Annotated in this window: 15 protein-coding genes; 6 read left to right on the plus strand and 9 right to left on the minus strand. The window is 70.8% G+C overall.

Annotation, left to right across the window (positions count from 1 at the left end):
• Positions 1–34: 34 nt before the first annotated feature.
• Positions 35–700, plus strand: a complete 666-nt coding sequence (locus tag ACWCPM_RS17910) for a class F sortase (RefSeq protein WP_450977137.1) — start codon at positions 35–37, stop codon at positions 698–700.
• Between the two features lie 158 nt (positions 701–858).
• Positions 859–1,416, plus strand: a complete 558-nt coding sequence (locus ACWCPM_RS17915; protein WP_450977138.1) for a snapalysin family zinc-dependent metalloprotease — start codon at positions 859–861, stop codon at positions 1,414–1,416.
• A 112-nt stretch (positions 1,417–1,528) separates the two neighbouring features.
• Here ACWCPM_RS17915 and ACWCPM_RS17920 read toward each other — a convergent pair whose 3' ends face one another.
• A complete protein-coding gene (locus ACWCPM_RS17920) occupies positions 1,529–2,002 on the minus strand; it encodes a winged helix-turn-helix transcriptional regulator (protein ID WP_450977139.1) in 474 nt (157 codons plus the stop codon).
• Positions 2,003–2,095: 93 nt separating this feature from the next.
• Here ACWCPM_RS17920 and ACWCPM_RS17925 point away from each other — a divergent pair, with 93 nt between their 5' ends.
• The gene (locus ACWCPM_RS17925; protein ID WP_450977140.1) at positions 2,096–2,590 is read left to right on the plus strand and encodes a PaaI family thioesterase; all 495 of its coding nucleotides are present in this window, start codon (positions 2,096–2,098) and stop codon (positions 2,588–2,590) included.
• 200 nt (positions 2,591–2,790) lie between these two features.
• Positions 2,791–4,200, plus strand: a complete 1,410-nt coding sequence (locus ACWCPM_RS17930; RefSeq protein WP_450977141.1) for an MFS transporter — start codon at positions 2,791–2,793, stop codon at positions 4,198–4,200.
• Here the strand turns inward: ACWCPM_RS17930 and ACWCPM_RS17935 are convergent, their stop codons facing one another.
• The 4 genes from ACWCPM_RS17935 to ACWCPM_RS17950 form a co-directional block, all read right to left on the minus strand.
• Positions 4,201–5,574, minus strand: a complete 1,374-nt coding sequence (locus ACWCPM_RS17935) for an APC family permease (protein WP_450977142.1) — start codon at positions 5,572–5,574, stop codon at positions 4,201–4,203.
• Between the two features lie 249 nt (positions 5,575–5,823).
• Positions 5,824–6,039 (minus strand): hypothetical protein, encoded by a 216-nt coding sequence (locus ACWCPM_RS17940; RefSeq protein ID WP_450977143.1) that lies wholly within the window; start codon positions 6,037–6,039, stop codon positions 5,824–5,826.
• A gap of 140 nt (positions 6,040–6,179) precedes the next feature.
• A complete protein-coding gene (locus ACWCPM_RS17945) occupies positions 6,180–6,695 on the minus strand; it encodes a hypothetical protein (RefSeq protein ID WP_450977144.1) in 516 nt (171 codons plus the stop codon).
• A gap of 193 nt (positions 6,696–6,888) precedes the next feature.
• Positions 6,889–8,862: a DUF1996 domain-containing protein gene (locus tag ACWCPM_RS17950; protein WP_450977175.1), complete on the minus strand. Its 1,974-nt coding sequence runs from the start codon at positions 8,860–8,862 to the stop codon at positions 6,889–6,891.
• Between the two features lie 214 nt (positions 8,863–9,076).
• Here ACWCPM_RS17950 and ACWCPM_RS17955 point away from each other — a divergent pair, with 214 nt between their 5' ends.
• Positions 9,077–9,208: a hypothetical protein gene (locus ACWCPM_RS17955; protein WP_450977145.1), complete on the plus strand. Its 132-nt coding sequence runs from the start codon at positions 9,077–9,079 to the stop codon at positions 9,206–9,208.
• Between the two features lie 64 nt (positions 9,209–9,272).
• Here ACWCPM_RS17955 and ACWCPM_RS17960 read toward each other — a convergent pair whose 3' ends face one another.
• On the minus strand, positions 9,273–9,845 hold the full coding sequence (locus ACWCPM_RS17960) for a TetR family transcriptional regulator C-terminal domain-containing protein (protein ID WP_450977146.1): 573 nt from the start codon (positions 9,843–9,845) through the stop codon (positions 9,273–9,275).
• A gap of 232 nt (positions 9,846–10,077) precedes the next feature.
• Here ACWCPM_RS17960 and ACWCPM_RS17965 point away from each other — a divergent pair, with 232 nt between their 5' ends.
• Complete coding sequence (locus ACWCPM_RS17965; RefSeq protein WP_450977147.1) at positions 10,078–10,800, plus strand: hypothetical protein; 723 nt, start codon at positions 10,078–10,080, stop codon at positions 10,798–10,800.
• A gap of 9 nt (positions 10,801–10,809) precedes the next feature.
• On the opposite strand, the gene ACWCPM_RS17970 is transcribed toward ACWCPM_RS17965, so the two are convergent.
• From ACWCPM_RS17970 to ACWCPM_RS17980, 3 genes are all read right to left on the minus strand, one after another.
• Complete coding sequence (locus ACWCPM_RS17970) at positions 10,810–11,430, minus strand: TetR/AcrR family transcriptional regulator (protein ID WP_450977148.1); 621 nt, start codon at positions 11,428–11,430, stop codon at positions 10,810–10,812.
• A 157-nt stretch (positions 11,431–11,587) separates the two neighbouring features.
• Positions 11,588–15,880, minus strand: a complete 4,293-nt coding sequence (locus ACWCPM_RS17975) for a discoidin domain-containing protein (RefSeq protein WP_450977149.1) — start codon at positions 15,878–15,880, stop codon at positions 11,588–11,590.
• 113 nt (positions 15,881–15,993) lie between these two features.
• Entirely contained in the window at positions 15,994–19,365 is a 3,372-nt protein-coding gene (locus ACWCPM_RS17980; protein ID WP_450977150.1) for a CARDB domain-containing protein, read from the minus strand.
• Positions 19,366–19,479: the final 114 nt, after the last annotated feature.

Below are 19,479 nucleotides of genomic sequence, written 5' to 3' on the forward strand. Positions count from 1 at the left end.
CCCGCGCTGTCGTGCCCGAGTGAGGTGATGTCCGATGACAGCAGGTCCCCCCTCCGCACCCCCCGCCGAGCGGGCGACGGACGGTCAGCAACCGGGCCGGGGCGGCCGGCTGACCCTGTGGGGCGTGGCGATCGTCGTCATCGCCGTCAGCGTGTTCGGCGACAACCAGCCCGACGGCACCACGCAGTCCTCGCGTCCCCCGGGCTCGTCCGCGGCGGACATGGACCCGCGGCAGAGCGCGCGGCCGCTGCCCCGCTCCGCGCCGACCCGGCTGCTCATCCCGCGCATCTCCGTGGACGCCCCTTTCACCTCGCTCGACGTCGACGACTCGGGCCGGCTGGAGCCGCCGCCCGCGGCCGACACCAATCTCGTCGGCTGGTACGCCGAGGGCGCCTCGCCCGGCGAGCGGGGGGCCTCGATCATCGCCGGCCACGTCGACACGGCCACCTCGGCGGCCGTCTTCGCGGGACTGTACGAACTCCGGCCCGGGGACCGGTTCTCCGTCGACCGGGCCGACGGGCGCAAGGCGGACTTCGTCGTGGACGACACGGAGACCTTCCCGAAGGACGACTTCCCCGACGGGCGCGTGTACGCCGACACGGACCGGCCCGAGGTCCGGCTCATCACCTGCGCGGGGGACTACGACCACTCGGTGAAGGACTACACCGAGAACCTGGTGGTCTTCGCCCATCTGGTGTGACGCGGCCCGTGCCGCCGTACCGGTGGGCGCGGGTCCGTCGCGGGCACAGGTCCGTGCGGTGCGGCACGGATCGAGGGATTGACGGCCGGTGAGGACGGGCAGGGTGCCCAGCAGAGTGTGACATGCACACGCCCACCTTCCCCCACAGGAGGCCGACCTTGCACGCACGCACGTTCGTCCCCGTCCTCGCCGCCGGCTTCGCGGCCACCCTGGTCGCCGCGGGCCAGGCGCACGCGGCACCCGCGGACGCCGGCACGCGGCCCCACGCGGCACGCGTCGTCACCTACGACGCACGCTCGTCCGCCGAGTTCAGGGCCGCCGTGGACCGCGGCGCGGCCATCTGGAACGAGAGCGTGGACGGCGTCGAGCTGCGCCCGGCCGCCTCCGGGCAACGCGCCGACATCCGCATCCTGGCGGACGACGGCTGGCCGCGGGCCCTCACCACCTCGCTCGGCAGGGGAACCGTCTACATCGGGCGCCAGGCCGTGGACCAGGGCTACGACACGGTCCGCATATCGGCCCACGAACTCGGCCACATCCTGGGCCTGCCGGACCGCAAACCCGGCCCCTGCACCAGCCTGATGTCCGGTTCCAGCGCCGGCGTGTCCTGCACGAACCCCTACCCCGACGCGGGCGAGAAGGCGGAGGTCGAGGACAACTTCGGGTCGGCGCAGGCAGCACCGGCACGCGTGACGGCCGGCATGGTGGTCGACTGACGCACCGGGGCGCGGGGGCGGGCCGCCGTCCCCGCGGCTCGCCGTCCGCTCGTCTCGCCGTCCCCGCGCGCGTGCCGTCCCCGCGCGCGTGCCACCGGAACCGCACCGACCCTCAGGGCGAGGGCGAGGTGCGGGCCGAGGCTCCGGGGCGGGTGTACGCCTGCCGAGGAGTGAGCGCGCCGTGGCCGCCGGGGCAGACGATCACAGCCTCGACCGCCTCGCCGCAGTCGCGGTGGCGGACCTCCAGGGGCGGACCCTCCGGGTCCGCGGTGTGACGGTCGCCCCACTGCTTGAGCGCGATCATCGCGGGCCACAGGTCCCAGCCCTTGGGAGTGAGCCGGTACTCGTACCGCGTGCGGGTGCCGGGCTCGCGATACGGGACGGTCTCCAGGATCCCGGCGTGGACCAGCTTGCGCAGCCGGTCCGCCAGCACCGCCTCGGACAGCCCCATGTGACGGCGGAAGTCGTCGAAGCGGCGCACGCCGTTCATGGCGTCGCGCAGCACCAGCAGCGACCACTTCTCGCCGACCAGCTCAAGGGTGCGTTGCACCGTGCAGTTCTCGGTACTGGTCTCCAGCCAGGTCATGCGCCCATCGTAGGCTGGCTTCGGCATTGACATCCAGAGGTGTCGCTGGCTAGCTTCGCATTACATAGTCAGCAGGTCGCGGAGGGATCGCCCATGGCAAGGTCACGCACGTTCGAGTGGGAGGACCCCGAGGTGTCCGCGGCCGAGGTCGGCCGGGCGAGCGGTCTGGAGTTCCTCCAGGACGTACTGGCCGGGCGCCTGCCCGCCCCGCCCATCGCCGCGACGCTCGACTTCAGGCTGGAGGAGGTCGAGGCGGGCCGCGCGGTCTTCGCCATGGAACCGGGCGAGGAGCACTACAACCCCATCGGCAGCGTCCATGGCGGTGTCTACGCGACGCTGCTCGACTCCGCCGCCGGCTGCGCCGTGCAGTCCGTGCTGCCCGCCGGCATGGGCTACACGTCGCTCGACCTGACCCTGAAGTTCCTGCGTCCGATCACCGTGGACACGGGCAAGGTACGCGCCGTCGGCACGGTGCTCAGCCAGGGCCGCCGCACCGCCCTCGCGCAGGCGCAGCTGTTCGACACCACGGACCGGCTGCTCGCGCACGCCACGAGCAGCTGCCTGCTCATTCCCGTCCCCGGCAGGTAGGCCGCCTCGCGACGAAGGCCGTCCGTCAGCACACCGCACCGGCGATACGGTCTCACATGCCGGCATCCGCTTTCCGGAGAATAAGACAGCTGAGATCGTTGACGTACCCGTACGGTTCGCACGGTCTTTCGGCGAGGGGGACACGCGGCGGACGTCCGGGGCCACGCGACCGCTCTCCACCTCGCGCGAAAGACCGAGCGATGCCCGCACCAGCCACCGGTTCACCTCAGACGCCCATCAACCCGAGGTCCCGTGTCCTGATCGCCAGCCTCATCGGGACGACGATCGAGTTCTACGACTTCTACATCTACGCGACCGCCGCCGTCCTGGTCTTCCCGTCCCTGTTCTTCCCCAGCAGCGACCCCACGACCGCGCTGCTGGCGTCCTTCGCGGTCTTCGGCGCCGCGATGGTCGCCCGACCGGTCGGGGCCGTCTTCTTCGGACACCTCGGCGACCGGCTGGGCCGCAAGCGGACCCTTGTCGCCTCCCTGCTGACCATGGGCATCGCCACATTCCTCATCGGCGTCCTGCCCACCTACGCGCAGGCCGGCTGGATCGCCACCGCGCTGCTCGTGGTGATGCGGCTCGCGCAGGGCTTCGCGCTCGGCGGCGAGTGGAGCGGAGCCGCGCTGGTCGCCACGGAGAACGCCCCCCGCGGCAAGCGCGCCCTGTACGGCACGTTCCCGCAGCTGGGAGCGCCGCTCGGCTTCATCATCGGCAACGGCCTGTTCCTGATCATCGGAGCCCTGCTGCCGTCCGCGGCGGGCGCCGACCCCACGCAGCCCTCCGACGCGTTCGTCGACTGGGGCTGGCGCATCCCGTTCCTGTTCTCGGCCGTCATGGTCGTGATCGGCCTGTGGGTGCGGTCGCGGCTCGTCGAGTCGGAGGTCTTCGCCAGGACCCGCGAGGCCGGGAAGGTGCGCAAGCTGCCGCTGGTCACCGTGGTCCGCGGTCACTGGAGGCAGCTGATCCTCGGCACGTTCATCATGCTGGCGACGTACGTGCTCTTCTATTTGATGACCACGTTCTCGCTGAGCTACGGACGCACCGCGAAGGACGCCGCCGTGCCGGGTCTGGGCTACGGCTACACCACGTTCGTCCTGATGATGATCTTCGGTGTGCTGTTCTTCGCCGCGTTCACCCTCGTCTCCGGGCCGCTCGCCGACAAGTACGGGCGGCGCGCGACCCTGCTCTGGGTCACGGCCGCGATCGTGGTCTTCGGGCTGGTCTGGGTGCCGCTGATCGGCTTGGGCACGCTCGGCGTGGTGCTGTGGCTCGTGCTCGGCTTCACCTTGATGGGCATGACGTTCGGACCGATGGGCGCGCTGCTGCCCGAGCTCTTCCCCACCAGCGTGCGCTACACGGGATCCGGCATCTCGTACAATGTCAGCTCGATCCTCGGGGCGGCCGTCGCGCCGTTCATCGCGGTGGCCCTGTGGGAGACCGGTGACGGCTCCCCGTGGCTGGTCGGCGTCTACCTCTCCTCGATGGCGGTCCTCACCCTGACCGCGCTCCTGCTCTGCAAGGAGACCAAGGACATGTCCCTGGACGAGGGGGAGAGCGCGTCCGCCGGTGCAGACGACCCCGCCGTGGCCGGCTCCGCTTCCTGATCAGTGGGCTCCCTCCTCGCCCCCGGTCCTCATCACGAGCTTGTTGAGCCCCCAGAGCACGATCCCGAGGGCCAGCAGTACGCCCGCACGGATGTAGACGTCGGCGGGGCGGTCCGAGAGCGGGCTGGCCAGGATCAGACACGTGATCGCGCCCAGCACCGGCAGGGCGGTCGGTGTGCGGAAGTGCTGGTGCTCGACGCGGTCGCGGCGCAGCACCAGCACGGCGATGTTGACGACGGCGAAGACACACAGGAGCAGGAAGGCCGTGGTGTCGCCGAGACCCGCGATCTCCCCGGTGGAGACCAGTCCGATGGCGAGCAGCGACACGAAGACGATGCCGACGACCGGGGTGCGGCGCCGCGGCAGGACACGGCCGAGGGCGCGGGGCAGGATGCGCTCGTTGGCCATGCCGTAGCACAGGCGCGAGGCCATCATGATGTTGATCAGCGCCGAGTTGGTGACCGCGAACAGGGCGATCAGCGCGAACAGCTTCGGCGGGAAGTCCAGGCCGCCGGCCTTGACGACCTCCAGCAGCGGGCCGCTGGAGCCCTCCAGCACCCGATGGTCGACGAGCAGCGAGGAGACCAGGGCGACGAGCACGTAGAGGGTCCCGGTGACGGCGACGCCGATGAAGATGGCACGCGGAAAGGCCCGCACCGGGTCCTTGGTCTCCTCGGCCATGTTGACGGAGTCCTCGAAGCCCACGAAGGCGAAGAAGCCGAGGGCGGTCGCGCCCAGCACGCTGGTGATCAGCGCGTACCCCGTGCCTTCCGCCTGGAACTCGCCGAGCCGGGAGGGCTCGCCGTCACCGGTCAGCACCGCCCACGCGCCGATCGCCAGGATGATGGCCAGACCGGTCAGCTCCACCAGGGTCAGGACCACGTTGGTCTTCACCGACTCCGAGACACCGCGAAGCGCCAGGGCCGCGAGGGCGAGGATGAAGAGGATCGCGATCAAGGTCGGCGGGAAGAAGTCGGTGAACTCGGCGAGGTAGTCACCGCTGAAGGCACGGGCCGCCGCGCTCGCGGAGGAGAGGCCCGAGCACATGACCATGAAGGCGACGATGAAGGTCAGGAACGGCACCTTGAACGCCTTCTGGGTGTACAGCGCGGCCCCGGCCGCCTTCGGGTACTTCCCGACGAGTTCCACGTACGAGGCCGCCGTCAGGATCGCCACGACGAACCCGATGACGAACGGCAGCCACAGCGCCCCTCCGACCTTGCCGGCGACCTGCCCGGTGGTGGCGTAGATGCCGGTGCCGAGGATGTCGCCGATCACGAACAGCAGCAGCAGTCTGGGCCCGATGGCGCGCCGTAGCGGAGTACCGTCCCCGCCCTCCGGTGAGGCGACCGGGTCACTTACCGATGCGGACACGAGGACTCCCCCTGGACGGTCGGGTACGGAACAACGTCTCCTCTGCCCGGCATCCCGGGAAGGCATGCGAAGTCAGCGCCGTCAGGGTGATCCGCGGGCAGTGCCCACGCCGTGCCGCCCCCGGCCCCTACTCGACGGTCTTCCGGGCGAGGGCGTTGTTCCCGGCGCTCGTCACGACCTTCGGGCTGCCCGGCGCGGGATGAATGGCGGGGTGAGGAGCGGCGGATCGCCGGGCCGGTGCGCCGGGCGCTACTCGGCCTCGCGCCGCATCACACGGCGGGCGGCCTCCTGTTCGGCCGCCGCCGGGGACAACTCGTCGAGGGTGTCGAGCTCGTCGTCCGCTTCGAGCTCCCGTTCCCAGGCGGCCGCGAGGCGTCGCTGTTCGGCGTCGGGCCGGGCGCCCACGGTCGCCCGGTGATCGGGGTCCAGAGCCGCCAGGAATCGTCCGACCGCGTCTGTCGGCATGCCGTGCTCCTTGTCGCTGGGAAGGGTGCCGCCGTTCATGGCCCAGCATGGCCAGCCCTCGTCCGCGCCCGACGCCCGACACGGCCTGCGTCCACCCCGATGGCCCTGCCCCGACGAGGGTGGATGCCGGTCGGCGACCCTCACCGTGGCGGGGAGGGCTCCCCCGCCCAGGCCCGCAACAATGCCTCGCGCACCCGGGGTTCGGGTGTGCGCTCCGAGCCGTGCTCACGACCCCACACCCGGGCGGCGCCCTGGTCCGTGGTTCCCGCGACGAGCCGGGCGAGCAGGTCCTGCGACAACGCCGTCTCCTGTGCGCCGTACCCTCCCGCAGCGGCCGAGTACACGGGCACCTCCTCCGACCCGGTCTCCGTCTCCAGCCGCAGTGTCATCCGGGGCGGTCCCTCCCCCAGGAAGGCACCGGCCACAGCCGACACCACCGACCCGATCAAGCGTGTCGCGCGGCCCGACGCGCTCTCGACGGGCACATCCTCGACCACCGCGGAGCGCAGCCCCGCCCAGGTCCAGGCCTGGGGCCCGTCGGCGCCCACGGCTTCCAGTCCGTCGGCGGTCAGCCGGACACAACTCCCGTCGGCCGCCGGTGGCGACCCCACGTACACCGCGTCCGGAGTGACCCAGAACAACCCGACCATCGTCACGACCCGCTCCAGTTCCCGACCGACCAGGCCCCCGCCCGACACCTCTACCGCACGGCCGGCACACGCCCCCGCAGGCACGCCGGAAGAACGCCGGACCCGCCCGGACCTTCGGTCGACGTCCGGGAACGGCGCGTGCCCCGGCGCGGCGCTGCGGGCGCCGACGCCGGGGCACGTCGGGGGTGACCTGCCTTCGCTACATCTGGCGGCGTCGGGTCCTCACCAGGAGCAGTCCGCCCGCGACCAGCAGTGCGGAGCCGGCCGCGGCGGGCCACAGGCCCGTGCCGGTCTCGGCCAGGTCGCCCTGGTTCCCCTGGGGAGCGGCGACCTGCTGTCCGGCCGACGTGCCGGTGCCGTTGCCGCCGGCGTCGGCGACAGGCGCCCGGGACGTGGCGGTCGGCAGCGGAGCGTTCGGCGTGCCCGCCGACTTGGGCTCCACGGGACGCTGCGTGTTCGTCGCCGGGGGGCCGTCCGGATCGGCCGCTTCGTCGTCGGGTGCCTCGCTGGGCTCGGCGCCGTCGTCACCCGGGTTGCCGGGCTCCTCCGCACCACCGTCGTCACCGGGCTGCTCGCCGCCGCCGTCACCGGGCTCGCCAGGCTGCTCGCCGCCGCCGTCACCCGGGTTCCCGGGCTCCTCCGCACCGCCGTCGTCGCCGCCGCCGTCCTGCGGGTCCTCCGGCGGAGCGGTCGGCTCCTCCCCGTTGCCGTTGTCGCCGTCTCCGGCACCGGCGCCGCACTGACGTCCGTCGTTGATGCAGTCGACCATCTCCCCCATCAGGTCCTCGTCGAAGACGTTGATGAAGTCGCCGTGGTCGGTGACGGGCTTGTGGAGCTGCTCCGGGAAGGAGTCCACCGCGAACAACGGTGTCGTCCTTCCGCCGTCGTCCAGGCTCGGCGCGTCCACGTCGTAGACGATCCGCTGCACCAGCTGCGGGATCGCGCGGAAGCCGGACGGGCAGTTGCCGGACGCGTCCGCGAAGGCCACGTGCGTACGGTGGTTGGCGCTGTCGATGTTGGAGCCGTCCCAGCAGCTCTGGAAGCGGAAGGTACGCACCACGTCGCTGCCGGACGGGCAGAGCGGGTACTTGTCCTTCAACTGCCGGTCCTCGAAGCCGGTGCAGCTCCAGGAGGCGTTCGCGTTGCCGGGGCCGTTGACGAACGCCTTGGCGTCGCCGGTGATGATGCGCAGCAGCCGGGGCATGGCGGTGACCTCACCGAGCGGGCTGCCCGCGAACGTCAGCGTGACCTCCTTCGGCGTCACGATCTCGCCGGCGTTGCCTTCGACGCCGCCGCCGGGTGACTGGGCGTCCTGCTCCTGCGTACCGTTCTGCAGACGCAGCACGGGCCAGTAGTACGACGACTTGTCGCCCTGGTCGTCGCAGCTGGTCTCGGCGGCGGCGAGGTCGTCGTCGCTGGCGAACGCGTCGTTGGACTGGTTGCCGATGTAGTCGTGGAAGTGGTGCGCCCCGTTGGTGACACCGGGGGCCACGATCACGTTGTCCGAGTTGAAAAGACCCCCGGCGTTGACACCGCAACTGGTCGTGAAGGTGCCTCGGGACGCGCCGTCCGCCAGGGGCGGAGCCGCCACGTTGGGCTGGACCGCGGCGATGTCCGCGAAGTCCGCGGCGACGGGTCCGTTGCCGCCCTGGCCTCCGATGCCGCCCTGGCCTTCGCCGCCTTCGCCGCCTTGGTCACCGCCGCCCTGGTCGCCGTCCCCGGCCTGGTCGTCGCCCTCGCCTTCGGAGCCGTCACCGGCCTGTCCCTCGCCGGTGCCCTCCTGCGCGCCCTCGGCCTCCAGCAGCGTGCACGCCGCCAGGGCCTCCAGCCCGTCCGGCCGTTCGCCCGCGTTGCCCAGGGCGACCGCGATGCGCTCGATCGTGGCGCCGCGCTGCTCGGTCAGCGGGTTGACGACCGTTTCCTGGGCGGACTCGGCGGGCTGCTGCTGCAGTTGCCGGTAAGCGTCGGCGATCTGCTGGTCGAGCAGGGCGAGTTCCTTGTCGACCTCCGCCCGCGCCGCGTCCGGCACCGAGGTCAGCCGTTCGCCGACGTCGGGGCAGTCGATCGTGGCGGCGCCCGACGCGCTCTTGGTGTCACCGACGTTGTCGCCCGCGCCGCTGTCGGTGGCGGAGGCGTACACGTTCACACCGACCAGTCCTCCGCCGCCCAGCATCAGCGCGACGGCTGCGAATGTCGCGCGTCGCGCGCCGGTTGGGCGTCTGCGCGTGTTGCGTCCCACGGTTGTACTCCTACGCGTTGGTCGACCCGGGCATGAGTTCCCCCCGGGTGCCATACGGGAGACGGAGCCGGTGTGTTCAACGGCCTCACGAATTCACGGGAGTCTCCTCGGACACTCCCGGACGGGACCGGTCAGGAATCGAGAAGCCATGGGGCTGCGGCGGCGTGGTCCAGGCACGGTCCGGAAGGCCGCGACCTCGGCGAAGAGGGACGCCGGCCCCGCCACCCGCGAGAGCGACGAGATCGTCCTGGCCGCCTCGGGACCGGCCTCCGGTCCGTGAGCCCGGCCCGCCCATGGGCCGGGTGCCGCCGCCGTCCGGCCCGGCACGCCTCATCGGTCGCCGTTCAGCGCAGCAGCACGCCGAAGACGACGGTGAAGAAGGTCTCGAAAGCGCGCGCCGAGCGGTCGGCCCGGGCGGAGATGAGGGCGCCTTCCCAGGCGTTCAGCACGAAGCGCGCCAGCGTGGCCGCCTCCAGGGTCTTCGCCACCTCGCCCGCCCGCTGGGCATCGGCGAGGGCGAAGGCGAGCGCGTCGGTCCATGCCTGGAAGCTCTGGCTGGTCGTCGCGCGCAGCGCGTCACTGTGATCGGCGACCTCGACGGCGAGGTCGCCCACGAGGCAGCCCCCGTTGAACTCCGCCCGGACGTTTTCGTCGCGCAGGAACTCGAAGTGCTGCCGTAGCCGGGTCAGCGGCGCGACCGAGGTGTCCCGGAGCGCGTCCAGCCGCCGTGTCGCGCCGTACCGCTCCAGGGCGATCACGGCGAGGGCTTCCTTGCTGTCGAAGTGGTTGTAGAACGAGCCCTTCGGCGCGCCGGCGGCGTCGGTGATGTCCTTCACGCCCGTCGCCGCGTAGCCACGGGCGTGGAACTCCTGGACCGCCGCGACGATCAGGTTCTCCCGCAGGCTTGCCCTCGGCACCGGTGACTCCCTCCGTGGACAGAGTGGCGGTCACCCCGTCGATGACACTCGCCTCCGCGCACAGCTTCGAGACGATCGGTCGCTTTAGAGCATAGCAAGGGAAACATGGCGGCAAGCAGGGGACGAGCATCGAGCTTGCAGAGTTTAAGACGACCGGTCATTATCGAAAGGGGTCGCCACTCCGAGACCCGCCGTCCGAAGAAGCACCACCACGCACTCGAAGGAACTGGTCATGACCGATCTCGCGACTCATGTCATCGACGCCCACGGCGGCCTCGACCGCTACCGCGCCTACGGCTCGGCCACGGTCGACTTCCGTTCGGGAGGAGCGCTCTGGGCCCTCAAGGGCCGGGAGGGGATCTTCGACCGCGCCACGGTCGAAGTCGATCTCCTCGGGCAGCACGCGAGCCACAGCCCGTTCACCGCCCCCGGCCTGCGCACCTCCTTCACCGCCGACCACGTGGCCGTGCTGAACGCCGAGGGCGAGGAACAGGCGGAGCGGACCGCGCCCCGCCAGGCCTTCGAAGGCCACACGCTCGAAACCCCCTGGGACGACCTGCACGTCGCCTACTTCGCCGGTTACGCGATGTGGACCTACCTGACGTCCCCGTTCAGCTTCGTCTCCCCCGGCTTCCGCACCGAGGAGCTGCCCCCCGTCACCACGGAGGAGGGCGAGGAGTGGAGCCGGCTCAAGGTCACCTTCCCGGACGACATCGCCACCCACGGCCGCGAGCAGCTCTTCTACTTCGGCGAGGACGGCCTGCTCCGCAGGCACGACTACACCGCGGAGGTCATCAACGCCGGGCCGGCCGCACACTTCGCCTACGACCACGTGCGCTTCGGCGGCATCATGGTGCCGACCCGGCGACGCGTCCACCCGCTGGGCGCGGACGGGACGGTGGCGCGCGACATCGAGCTCGTCACGATCGACGTCGAGGACGTCACGTTCGCCTGAGCCGCGCGGTCAGACTGCCGCCGCGTTCCCCTCGGCGGCACGCGCCCCCAGGAGGGCCAGGGCGTTGTTCCAGAGCGCGTCGAGCGGGGCCGTGCTGTTGTACAGCTTGGCGAAGAGCACCTGGCCTTCGAGCTGGGCGACCACGGAACGAGCGGCGTCGCGGACGTCGGTGACCCGCACGTCCCCACGCTCCGACGCCTCGCGGACGACCTCTTCGATCATGTCCACCTGGGCGTCGAAGATCCGCTGCAGTCGGTCCCGGATCGCCTCGGTCTGGTTGCTCATCTCCAGCGTCAGGTTGCCGAACATGCAGCCGGACACGGTGCCGCACGACGCCTGGCCGGCGGTCTGGGCCGCGGCGGTCTCCTCGAACAGCTGCCGGAGCCGCTGCAGCGGCTCCCGGTCGCCGCGCAGTACGCGGTCCCACTCGCGCCGCTGCGCGGCCCAGTGCTCGTCGATCACGGCCAGCGCCAGGGCCTCCTTGGACTCGAAGAAGTAGTAGAAACTACCCTTCGGCACCCCGGCCGCCTTGCAGATCTCGGCCACACCCAGCGCCGAGTAACCGCGCATTTCGATCAGAGACTGGGCAGCGGTGAGGATCTTCTCCCGGGCATCGCTCGTTCGTCCCATGCGAAAAGTATACGACCATGCGTCTACTGAATAGACAGGCGGTCCACTACCGCATCACCACCTGCGGTCGGGCTGCCCCCGGCAAGGGACCAGCGCCCGTCGCCGGACGCGGCGGGCGCTGGTCGTGAGCGTGGCCGTCAGGGGGCGGACCCCCCGATCAGCAGGGGTTGACGATGAGCCTGAAGGTCGTCGTGGTGTTGCGGATGTTCTCGGCGTTGTTGCTCATCCGCAGGCAGTTGATGGTCGCCTCGCCGACCGCAGGGCCCTGTCCCGGCTCGGGCATCTCGTTGACCCAGATGCCCATGCCGGACTTGGCGTCCCAGTTGTCCCCGCTCTTGCGGGCGCCGGAGATGGAGATGTCGTTGAGGACGGTGTCCTTCACCGGGTTCTCCGGGCGTCCGCCCCCGTCGTACTTCGTCTGGAACATGATCCCGCTGTAGGTGGGATCGACGATGTCGACGTCGTTGACGCGGATGCCCTGGAAGACCTTGGAGGCGGAGAAGAGCCATATGCCGCCGAAGGTCTGGTTGCCCCAGAAGTGGCCGCCTGCCCGGACGATCGAGATGTTCTCGAAGGTCGTCGGCTGGGTCCCGAAGCCGTTCATCGGGTAGCCGAAGTCCAGCGAGGAGATCGTGATGCCGGAGTAGACGAGGGTGTCGGCGATGTGGATGTTGCGGAAGGTGTTGTCGTAGCCGCCGTAGACGGCCACACCCGCCGCCCGCCAGGTCAGGGTGGAGCTCAGGTTCTCGTAGACGTTGTTCTTCATGTCCGCGCCGCCCGCGTCGATGGCGGAGAACAGCGCGAAGCTGTCGTCACCGGTGGCGCGCGCGTCGTTGTTGCTGACGAGGTTGTCCGTCGACCCGTTGGTCATGTTGATGCCGTCGGCGAACATGTTGCGGATCCGGGAGTTCTTGATGGTGATCCGGTCCGTGTTGGCGCCCCAGTAGAGGCAGACCATGTGCTCGTTCCAGATGTCGTCGATGACGATGTCCGCCACGTTCGCGAAGTCGAAGACCTTGCCCGGGCCGTCGATGCGCGAGGTGTAGTTGCCGAAGTAGGCGAAGCCCTTGAAGAGCGAGCCCCCGGCCGCCGCCTCGGCACGGAAGCCGATGTCGGTGTTGTCCTGGGTGGAGGGGGCGTGGAAGCGGGTGTACCAGGGACCGGCGCCGACGACCCGCACCGCCTTGCCGTACACCTGGAACTTGCTCGACGTCTGGTAGTCGCCGGGCGGCAGGTAGACACCGACGAGCCTGCCGGTGGTGTCCATCCGCACCCGGTCGAGCGCGTTCTGCACGTCCTGATGGGTGAAGCCGGCGGGCACCGTGTAGGTGGCCGGGTCCGGGTTGGCCACCGGGGCGACCTGCTCCAGGCTGACGAAGTCGATCGCGTAGTTTCCGGCGGAGTTCGCGGCGTCCTTCTGCAGGCGGATCCTGCTGCCCGCCGGGACGGTCTCGGCGAACATCATGTGCGCCTCGTCGTAGATGTGGCGGGGCGCCCCCGCGCCGGGCGAGTTGCCGGGCGATGCCTCCGCGCCGTACAGCCAGGCGTACTTCGAGGTCAGCGGCAGTGCCTTCTTGAAGGTGCCGTCGACGTACACGTTGAGGGTGGAGTCGATGCCCCCGCCTCCGGGGGCGTCCGGGATCGAGAAGCGGGTGACCAGCGTGTTCGTGGCGGCCCGGGTGGTGAACTCGACGTACTCGCCGGTCGCGTCCAGGTTCACCGCCTTGCGCCCGGACGCCTCACCGGCCATGTCACCGACGGTGCGGTTGGGTCCGACGACGCTCGCGCCGCCGCCGGCCGTGCCGTCCTCCGCCTCCTGGTGGGTGTACGGCATGTTCGCGCCGCGGCCGACGAACAGCGGCTGCGTGGAGGTGTTGTTGGCGCGCTTGACCGGCAGTTCGTTGGCGTCGTCGGCGAGGACCGTACGCACGGTGTACGAGCCGTTGGCGGCCGTCCACGGACCGAGGTTCACGTCGGCGGAGGCTCCCGCGGCGAGGGTGCCGGTGTGAGCGCCGTTCAGGGTCTTGACCGTCTGGCCCTGACCGTCGAGCAGGGTGAGCGTCACGCCGTGACTGCCCGACGCGCTCGGCTCGTTGCCCTGGTTCTTCATCGTCACCTTGAAGGTGACCGTGTCACCGGCCGCCGGGCTGGACGGCGTGGTCGTCACCGACGATGCCACGAGGTCCGAGCTGGCCACGGGCCTGACCACGAGGGGGGTGGAGCGGGTGTAGGTGTTGTTGGTCTCGTTCTGCTCGATGACCGCGTTCGCCTCGTCGGCGACCGCGCTCAGTTCGTACGATCCGGCGTCGCGGGCCCCGACGGAGGCGCTCACCGTGGTCTGGGCGCCCGCTGCCAGGGCGCCGACCTGCGCCGTGGCGACCTGGGTGCCTCCGAGCCGCAGCGCGACCCGGCTCGCGGCGGCCGCCGCCGGGCCGTCGTTGCGGACGGTGGCCGACACGGTGATCTCGTCCGACTCGACAGGTGAGGCGGGCGAGGCGGTGAGGTTCGTGACCACGAGGTCCGGGTTGGGCGCGGGGACGCCGATGACCTGGAACTCGGCGACCTGACCGGCCGGGGCACCGGAGTTGGCCGTGAACTTCAGTTGGACGTCGGCCACCCGGGCGGTGACCGGGACGGTGACCGTGTTGCCGTTCGCCGGGTCGAAGGTGTAGCTCCTGGACGCGACCAGGCCGGTGAAGCCGGTGGCGCTCTGCGTCCGGCCGAGGACCTCGACGGTCTGGGAGCGGGTGCCCCACGCGCTGTCCGGGTTCAGCTTGAGCACGAGCCGGTCGATGTCGGCGTTCGCGCCCAGCTTCACGGTGAGGGTGTTCGGGTAGCTGCCGCCCGCGCCCTCCCAGTAGGTGGCCGTGTTGTTGTCGTTGGCGTTGGCGGCGACGAAGGTGTGCACCGTGGAGGAGGCGTCGATCGGCTTGCCGACGGCGAGGTTCGAGCCGTTGCCGCTGCCGTTGCGGGTGACGCTGTTGCTGTTGCCCGACTGGTTGCCGGCGGCGTCCTTGGCGCGGACGTGGTAGGTGACGGTGCTCGTCGGCGGCTGGTTGTCGGTGAAGGTGGTGACGTTGCCTGCCACGCTGTCGCGCAGGACGTTGTTGGCGTAGACGTCGTAGCCCGTCACGCCGACGTTGTCGGTGGAGGCGCTCCAGGTGAGCCTGATCTGCCCGCTCGCCGGCTCGGTGTAGGCCAGGTTCGCGGGTGCCGTCGGCGCCTGCGTGTCACCGGAGTCGCCGAGCCGGGTGACGGTGTTGCTGTCGCCCGACTGGTTGCCGGCGGCGTCCTTGGCACGGACGCGGTACGAGACCGTCTGGTTCGCGGGGCGGTTGTCGGTGAACGTCGTGACGTTGCCGGCGACGGAGGTCAGCAGGTCGCCGTTGGCGTAGATGTCGTAGCCCGTCACGCCGACGTTGTCGGTGGAGGCGCTCCAGGTGAGCCTGATCTGCCCGCTCGCCGGCTCGGTGTAGGCCAGGTTCGCGGGGGCGGTCGGCGCCTGGGTGTCGCCGCTCGCCGGGCCGTAGATCTCCAGCTCGGACACCTGGGCCGCCGGCTGGACGGAGTTGGCGGTGACCAGGACGCGGACGTGGCGCGTCGTGGCGGAGTCGAAGGTGATCGTGACGGTGTTGTCGTTCGCCGCGTTGAAGGTGTACGCCTGCGAGGCCGACAGATCGGTGTAGGCCGTGCCGTTCGCGCTGCCCTGGATCTTCAGGGTCTGGCTGCGGGCGCCCCAGCCGGCCGGCAGCCTCAGCACGACACGGTTCACGGCGACGGAGGCGGTGAGGTCTGCCTCGATCCACTGCGGAAAGGCGTTGTTGGCGCTCTCCCAGTAGCTCGCCCGGTTGCCGTCGTTGGCGTTGGGGGCCGCGTACACCTCGGTGTGGCTGCTGGCCTTCAGGGTCTTGCCCGCCGCGAGATTCTGCGAGGACCCGTCGGCCGCGTACACCTCCAGTTCGGAGAGCTGGGCGGCCTGCCAGCCGGTGTTGGCGCTGATGGCGACACGGACGAAGCGGGTCTGGGAGGCCGGGAAGGAGACGGTCACCGAGTTCCCGGACCCGGGACTGAAGGTGTAGGCGGCGGAGCTCTTGAGGGTGGTGAAGCTGGTGCCGTCGGCGCTGCCCTGCACGGACAGCGTCTGGGTACGGCTCTCCCAGCCCGCGGGCAGCTTCAGCACGACCTCGTCGATGCGCTCGCCGGTGCCGAGGTCGGCCTGCACCCACTGCGGCAGGGTCGTGCCGGCGCTCTCCCAGTACGAGCCCTGGTTGCCGTCCGTGATGTTCGCGGCGCCGAATCCGCCGTTGGCGCTGCTCGCCGAGGCGCTGTCGCCGAGCGCTATGTTGGGGCCGCCCGCCGCCTCGGCGGTCATCAGCGGACCGCCGAGCGCCAGCAGGCTCGTCGCGACCAGGGCGCTCAGGCACCGTGATCTCCAGGTGGGGGTACTCATCATTCCTCGCATTTCGGGCTCGCACACCGGGTGCGAGTCGCGGCTCGGGGATGGTGTCCGGATCTGAGGCGCGGCGGCCCGCGGGGAGCGGGCCGCCGCGCCGGTGCTGTGGATCAGTTGCGGTTGACGACGAACTGCGAGCCCGGCTCGACGCAGACGTCGCTCTCCGCCGATTCGGTGATGGTCACGTTCGTCAGGGTGGCGCTGCCCCGGGCCCCGCCCATCGCGAGGACGCCGCAGCCGTTCACCGACTTGTCGATGCGGACATCGGTGACCTTCACGTTCGGCATCGCGCCGCCACCCGTCTTGAACTGGATGCCGTCGTAGGTCGAGTCGTGGATCTCGGTGTCACGGATGGTGACCCCCGGGATGTCAGGCCCCTGCGCGAAGAGCGTGATCGCGCCGAACTCCTGGGCCTCGCCCCAGAACGCGCCGCCCGTGCGGTACAGCGCGTTGCCGGCGATCAGGGTCTGCCCGGAGAAGGGCAGCGGGTCGTGGTCGGTCGCCAGCATGATCCCCGGGTAGTTCATGGTGTCGGAGACGACGTTGTTCTCGATCGTGTTGCCGTAGCCGCCGTACACGGCGATGCCGTTGGCCCGCCAGGGCAGCTGGATCGTGTTGTTGCGGAAGTGGTTGTCGTGGCCGATGTCGACCGAGGTGTCCTTGACGTACTTGCTGGCCCAGACGGCCAGAGCGTCGTCACCGGTGTTGCGGAAGGAGGAGTTGTAGACGGTGGAGTTCCGGGTGCCGTTGGCGAAGTTGATGCCGTCGGCGTAGGTGTTGCGGATCCGCATCCCGGTGAACTCCAGGCCGTCGCCCGGACCCCACAGCTCGGGGATGTTGGAGTAGTCGCGGCCGGCCCAGACGCCGACGTTGGCGTGCTCGATCCACACGTTGCTGATCTTGGTGTTCTTGCCGAAGCGGCCGTTGAGGCCGACGCCGCCCGCAGCGTTGCCGTCGCCGCCCCGGATGGCCCCGGAGCCGAAGACGGCGATGTCGGAGATCTGGGTGTTGTCGTCGATGTCGAAGCCGAAGTTGCCCTCGTGCGGGTGGTTGATGCCGCCCGCCTCGTGGGGCGGGGTGAGGGTGTACAGCTGGGAGTGCCACATGCCGGCGCCGCGGATCGTCACGTCGCGGATGCCGACCTGGTTGTACTGGCCGCGGTTGAGCGGGTCGTCGGTGAGGATCTTCTGCTCCTGGCGCCACTGTCCGGCCGGGATCCACACGCAGGCGATCTCGCCCTTCTGGTCGGCGGTGACGGCGCGCTGGATCGCGTCGGTGTCGTCGATGCCGTCGTTGGGCACGGCGCCGTACTGGGTGATGGCGGTGCACGTGGCGGGCTTGGCGGCCGGGGGCGCGACCTGCTCCAGGTCGACGAGGTCGACGATGTAGAAGGCGGCGGTGTCGCCAGCGTCCCGCTGCAGGCGGAACCTGGTGCCCGCCGGGTACGACTGGGTGAGCAGGGCGTGCGACTCGTCGAAGAGGCGCCGGGCGTCGCCGCCGGGCCGGTTGGTGAGCCCCTCGGGGTCGTCGGTGCTGCCGTAGAGCCAGCTGTGCTTGGAGGAGAGCGTCAGCTTGCGCACGAAGGTGCCGTCGGCGTAGAGGCTGAGGGTGGCCTCACGGCCGCCGCCCGCCGCGGTGTCGGGGATGGAGTTGCGCACGACGAGGGAGTTGGCCGCGCCCGTCGAGGTGAACTCCACGTGGTCGCCCGTGTTGTCGAGGCGCACCGACCGGCGGCCGGAGGACTCGGCGGCGAAGTTGGTGTGCCCGAAGGTGCGCTTCTTGTCGGCGGTGAGCAGCGTTCCGCTGTAGCGGGCGTCCTCGGCCTCGTACTCGGTGTACGGGACCGCGGCTCCGCGTCCGACGACGATGGAGCGGGCGAAGACGTTGTTGTTCTCGTCGGTCTCGGTGAGGGTGCCGGTGGCGTCGGCCGTGGCGGTCAGGGTCGCGGCGCCGTTCGTGGCCGTCCAGGTGCCGGCGATGGCGACGTTCGCCGTCTGTCCCGCGGCGATCGCTCCGGTCGTTCCCTGCAGGGTGGTGCCGGCGACGGTGAGGCGGGTGACGGTGCCGGCCGGGACGGCGCTGGTGCCGCGGTTGTTGACCGCGACGGTGAAGGAGACGGGCGCCCCGGCCGCGGGGGACGCAGGGTTGGTGGTGATGCCGGTGACCCGCAGGTCGGGACCGGGGCTCTGGGTGACCGTCAGCTTGGTGGCGGCGGTACGGCTGTTGTTGCTGTCGTCGAGTTCGGTGACGGTGTCCGTCGGGTCGACGGCGGCCGAGACGGTGTACGACCCCATGGGGCGCCTGCCGACGGGGACGCTGACGGTGGTGGAGGCGCCGGCGGCGAGCGCGGCGACCGGCGCGGAACCGGCGACGGCGCCCTCGACGCTGACGTTGACGGTCGTCGCGGGGGCGGGTGCGGTGCCGGCGTTGCGCACGGTGGCGCGGACCGTGACGTCGTCGGCCTCGCTCGGTGAGGCGGGGGTCCAGGTCAGGTCGGTGACGACGAGGTCCGGCTGGGGTGTGGCCGTGCCGAGGACCTGGAACTCGGCGACCTGGCCGCCGGGGGCCCCGGTGTTGGAGAAGAAGGTGAGCCGGACGTCGGCGACGCGGCCCGTCACCGGGATGACGACGGAGTTCTGCCCGGAGGAGGGGCTGAAGGCGTAGGTGGCGCGGGACTTGAGCGTGGTGAAGCCGGAGGCGCCGTCCGCACGGCCGAGGACCTCCAGTGACTGGCTCCTCGCTCCCCAGATCTGGTCCGGGTTCAGCTTGACCGCCACGGCCTCGACGTCCGCGTCTGAGCCGAGCTTCACCGTCAGGCTCGACGGGAAGCCCGCCGACTCCCAGTAGGTGCCGGTGCTGTCGTCGTTGGCGTTCGCCGCCACATAGTTCTGTGTCGTGGAGGTCGCCTCGATCGGCTTGTTGCGTGCCAGGTTCGTGCCTTCGATCGGCGGGTCGACCGGGCCGCCGTCCTCCTCGCCGTAGACCTCCAACTCGGACAACTGGGCGGCGTTCCAGCCGGAGTTGGCCGCGACCTGGATGCGGACGTACCGGGCGGTGGCGCTCGGCAGGTCGATATGGGCGGTGTTCGCCGCGGACGGGTCGAAGGAGCGCGCCTGCCCGGCGGCGAGGGTGCTGAAGGAGTTTCCGTCGGTGCTGCCGAGGACGGCGAGCGTCTGGGAGCGCGCCTCCCATCCGGTGGGCAGCTTCAACGCGACGCGGTCCAGGGGTAACGCGTCGCCCAGGTCGACCTGCACCCATTGGGGGAAGGATCCGGTGGGGCCCTCCCAGTACGACTGCTGGCTTCCGTCGGTGACGTTGTTCGCCGGGTAGCCGCCGTGCGCTCCCTGGGCGGTCGCCGCTCTGCCGAGGGCGAGGTTGGTCTCCGCCGCGGCGTACGCGGGGGCGGGTAGCAGCCCGACGGCGATCAGGCCCGCTGTCAGCAGACCGACCCCCAGCCGCCTGCTCGGATGTGTGCCTCTCATGGTGGCCTCTCCACGATCCGGGCGCGGCGCATGACCTCCCGCCGCCCACCGGGGCCGGATGCGAGCGTGCGCGCACGACGGCCCGGTAGAGGAACGAGGAGCTCACGCGCGGCG

The organism is Streptomyces sp. NPDC002309, assembly GCF_053593375.1.

What these genes read in the sequence shown, in the direction of transcription:
- ACWCPM_RS17910 (WP_450977137.1), top strand. Translation starts at nt 35, where the DNA reads ATGACAGCAGGTCCCCCCTCCGCACCCCCCGCCGAGCGGGCGACGGAC.
- ACWCPM_RS17920 (WP_450977139.1), bottom strand. Translation starts at nt 2,002, where the DNA reads ATGACCTGGCTGGAGACCAGTACCGAGAACTGCACGGTGCAACGCACC.
- ACWCPM_RS17925 (WP_450977140.1), top strand. Translation starts at nt 2,096, where the DNA reads ATGGCAAGGTCACGCACGTTCGAGTGGGAGGACCCCGAGGTGTCCGCG.
- ACWCPM_RS17930 (WP_450977141.1), top strand. Translation starts at nt 2,791, where the DNA reads ATGCCCGCACCAGCCACCGGTTCACCTCAGACGCCCATCAACCCGAGG.
- ACWCPM_RS17940 (WP_450977143.1), bottom strand. Translation starts at nt 6,039, where the DNA reads ATGCCGACAGACGCGGTCGGACGATTCCTGGCGGCTCTGGACCCCGAT.
- ACWCPM_RS17950 (WP_450977175.1), bottom strand. Translation starts at nt 8,862, where the DNA reads ATGCTGGGCGGCGGAGGACTGGTCGGTGTGAACGTGTACGCCTCCGCC.
- ACWCPM_RS17955 (WP_450977145.1), top strand. Translation starts at nt 9,077, where the DNA reads ATGGGGCTGCGGCGGCGTGGTCCAGGCACGGTCCGGAAGGCCGCGACC.
- ACWCPM_RS17965 (WP_450977147.1), top strand. Translation starts at nt 10,078, where the DNA reads ATGACCGATCTCGCGACTCATGTCATCGACGCCCACGGCGGCCTCGAC.
- ACWCPM_RS17970 (WP_450977148.1), bottom strand. Translation starts at nt 11,430, where the DNA reads ATGGGACGAACGAGCGATGCCCGGGAGAAGATCCTCACCGCTGCCCAG.
- ACWCPM_RS17975 (WP_450977149.1), bottom strand. Translation starts at nt 15,880, where the DNA reads ATGAGTACCCCCACCTGGAGATCACGGTGCCTGAGCGCCCTGGTCGCG.
- ACWCPM_RS17980 (WP_450977150.1), bottom strand. Translation starts at nt 19,365, where the DNA reads ATGAGAGGCACACATCCGAGCAGGCGGCTGGGGGTCGGTCTGCTGACA.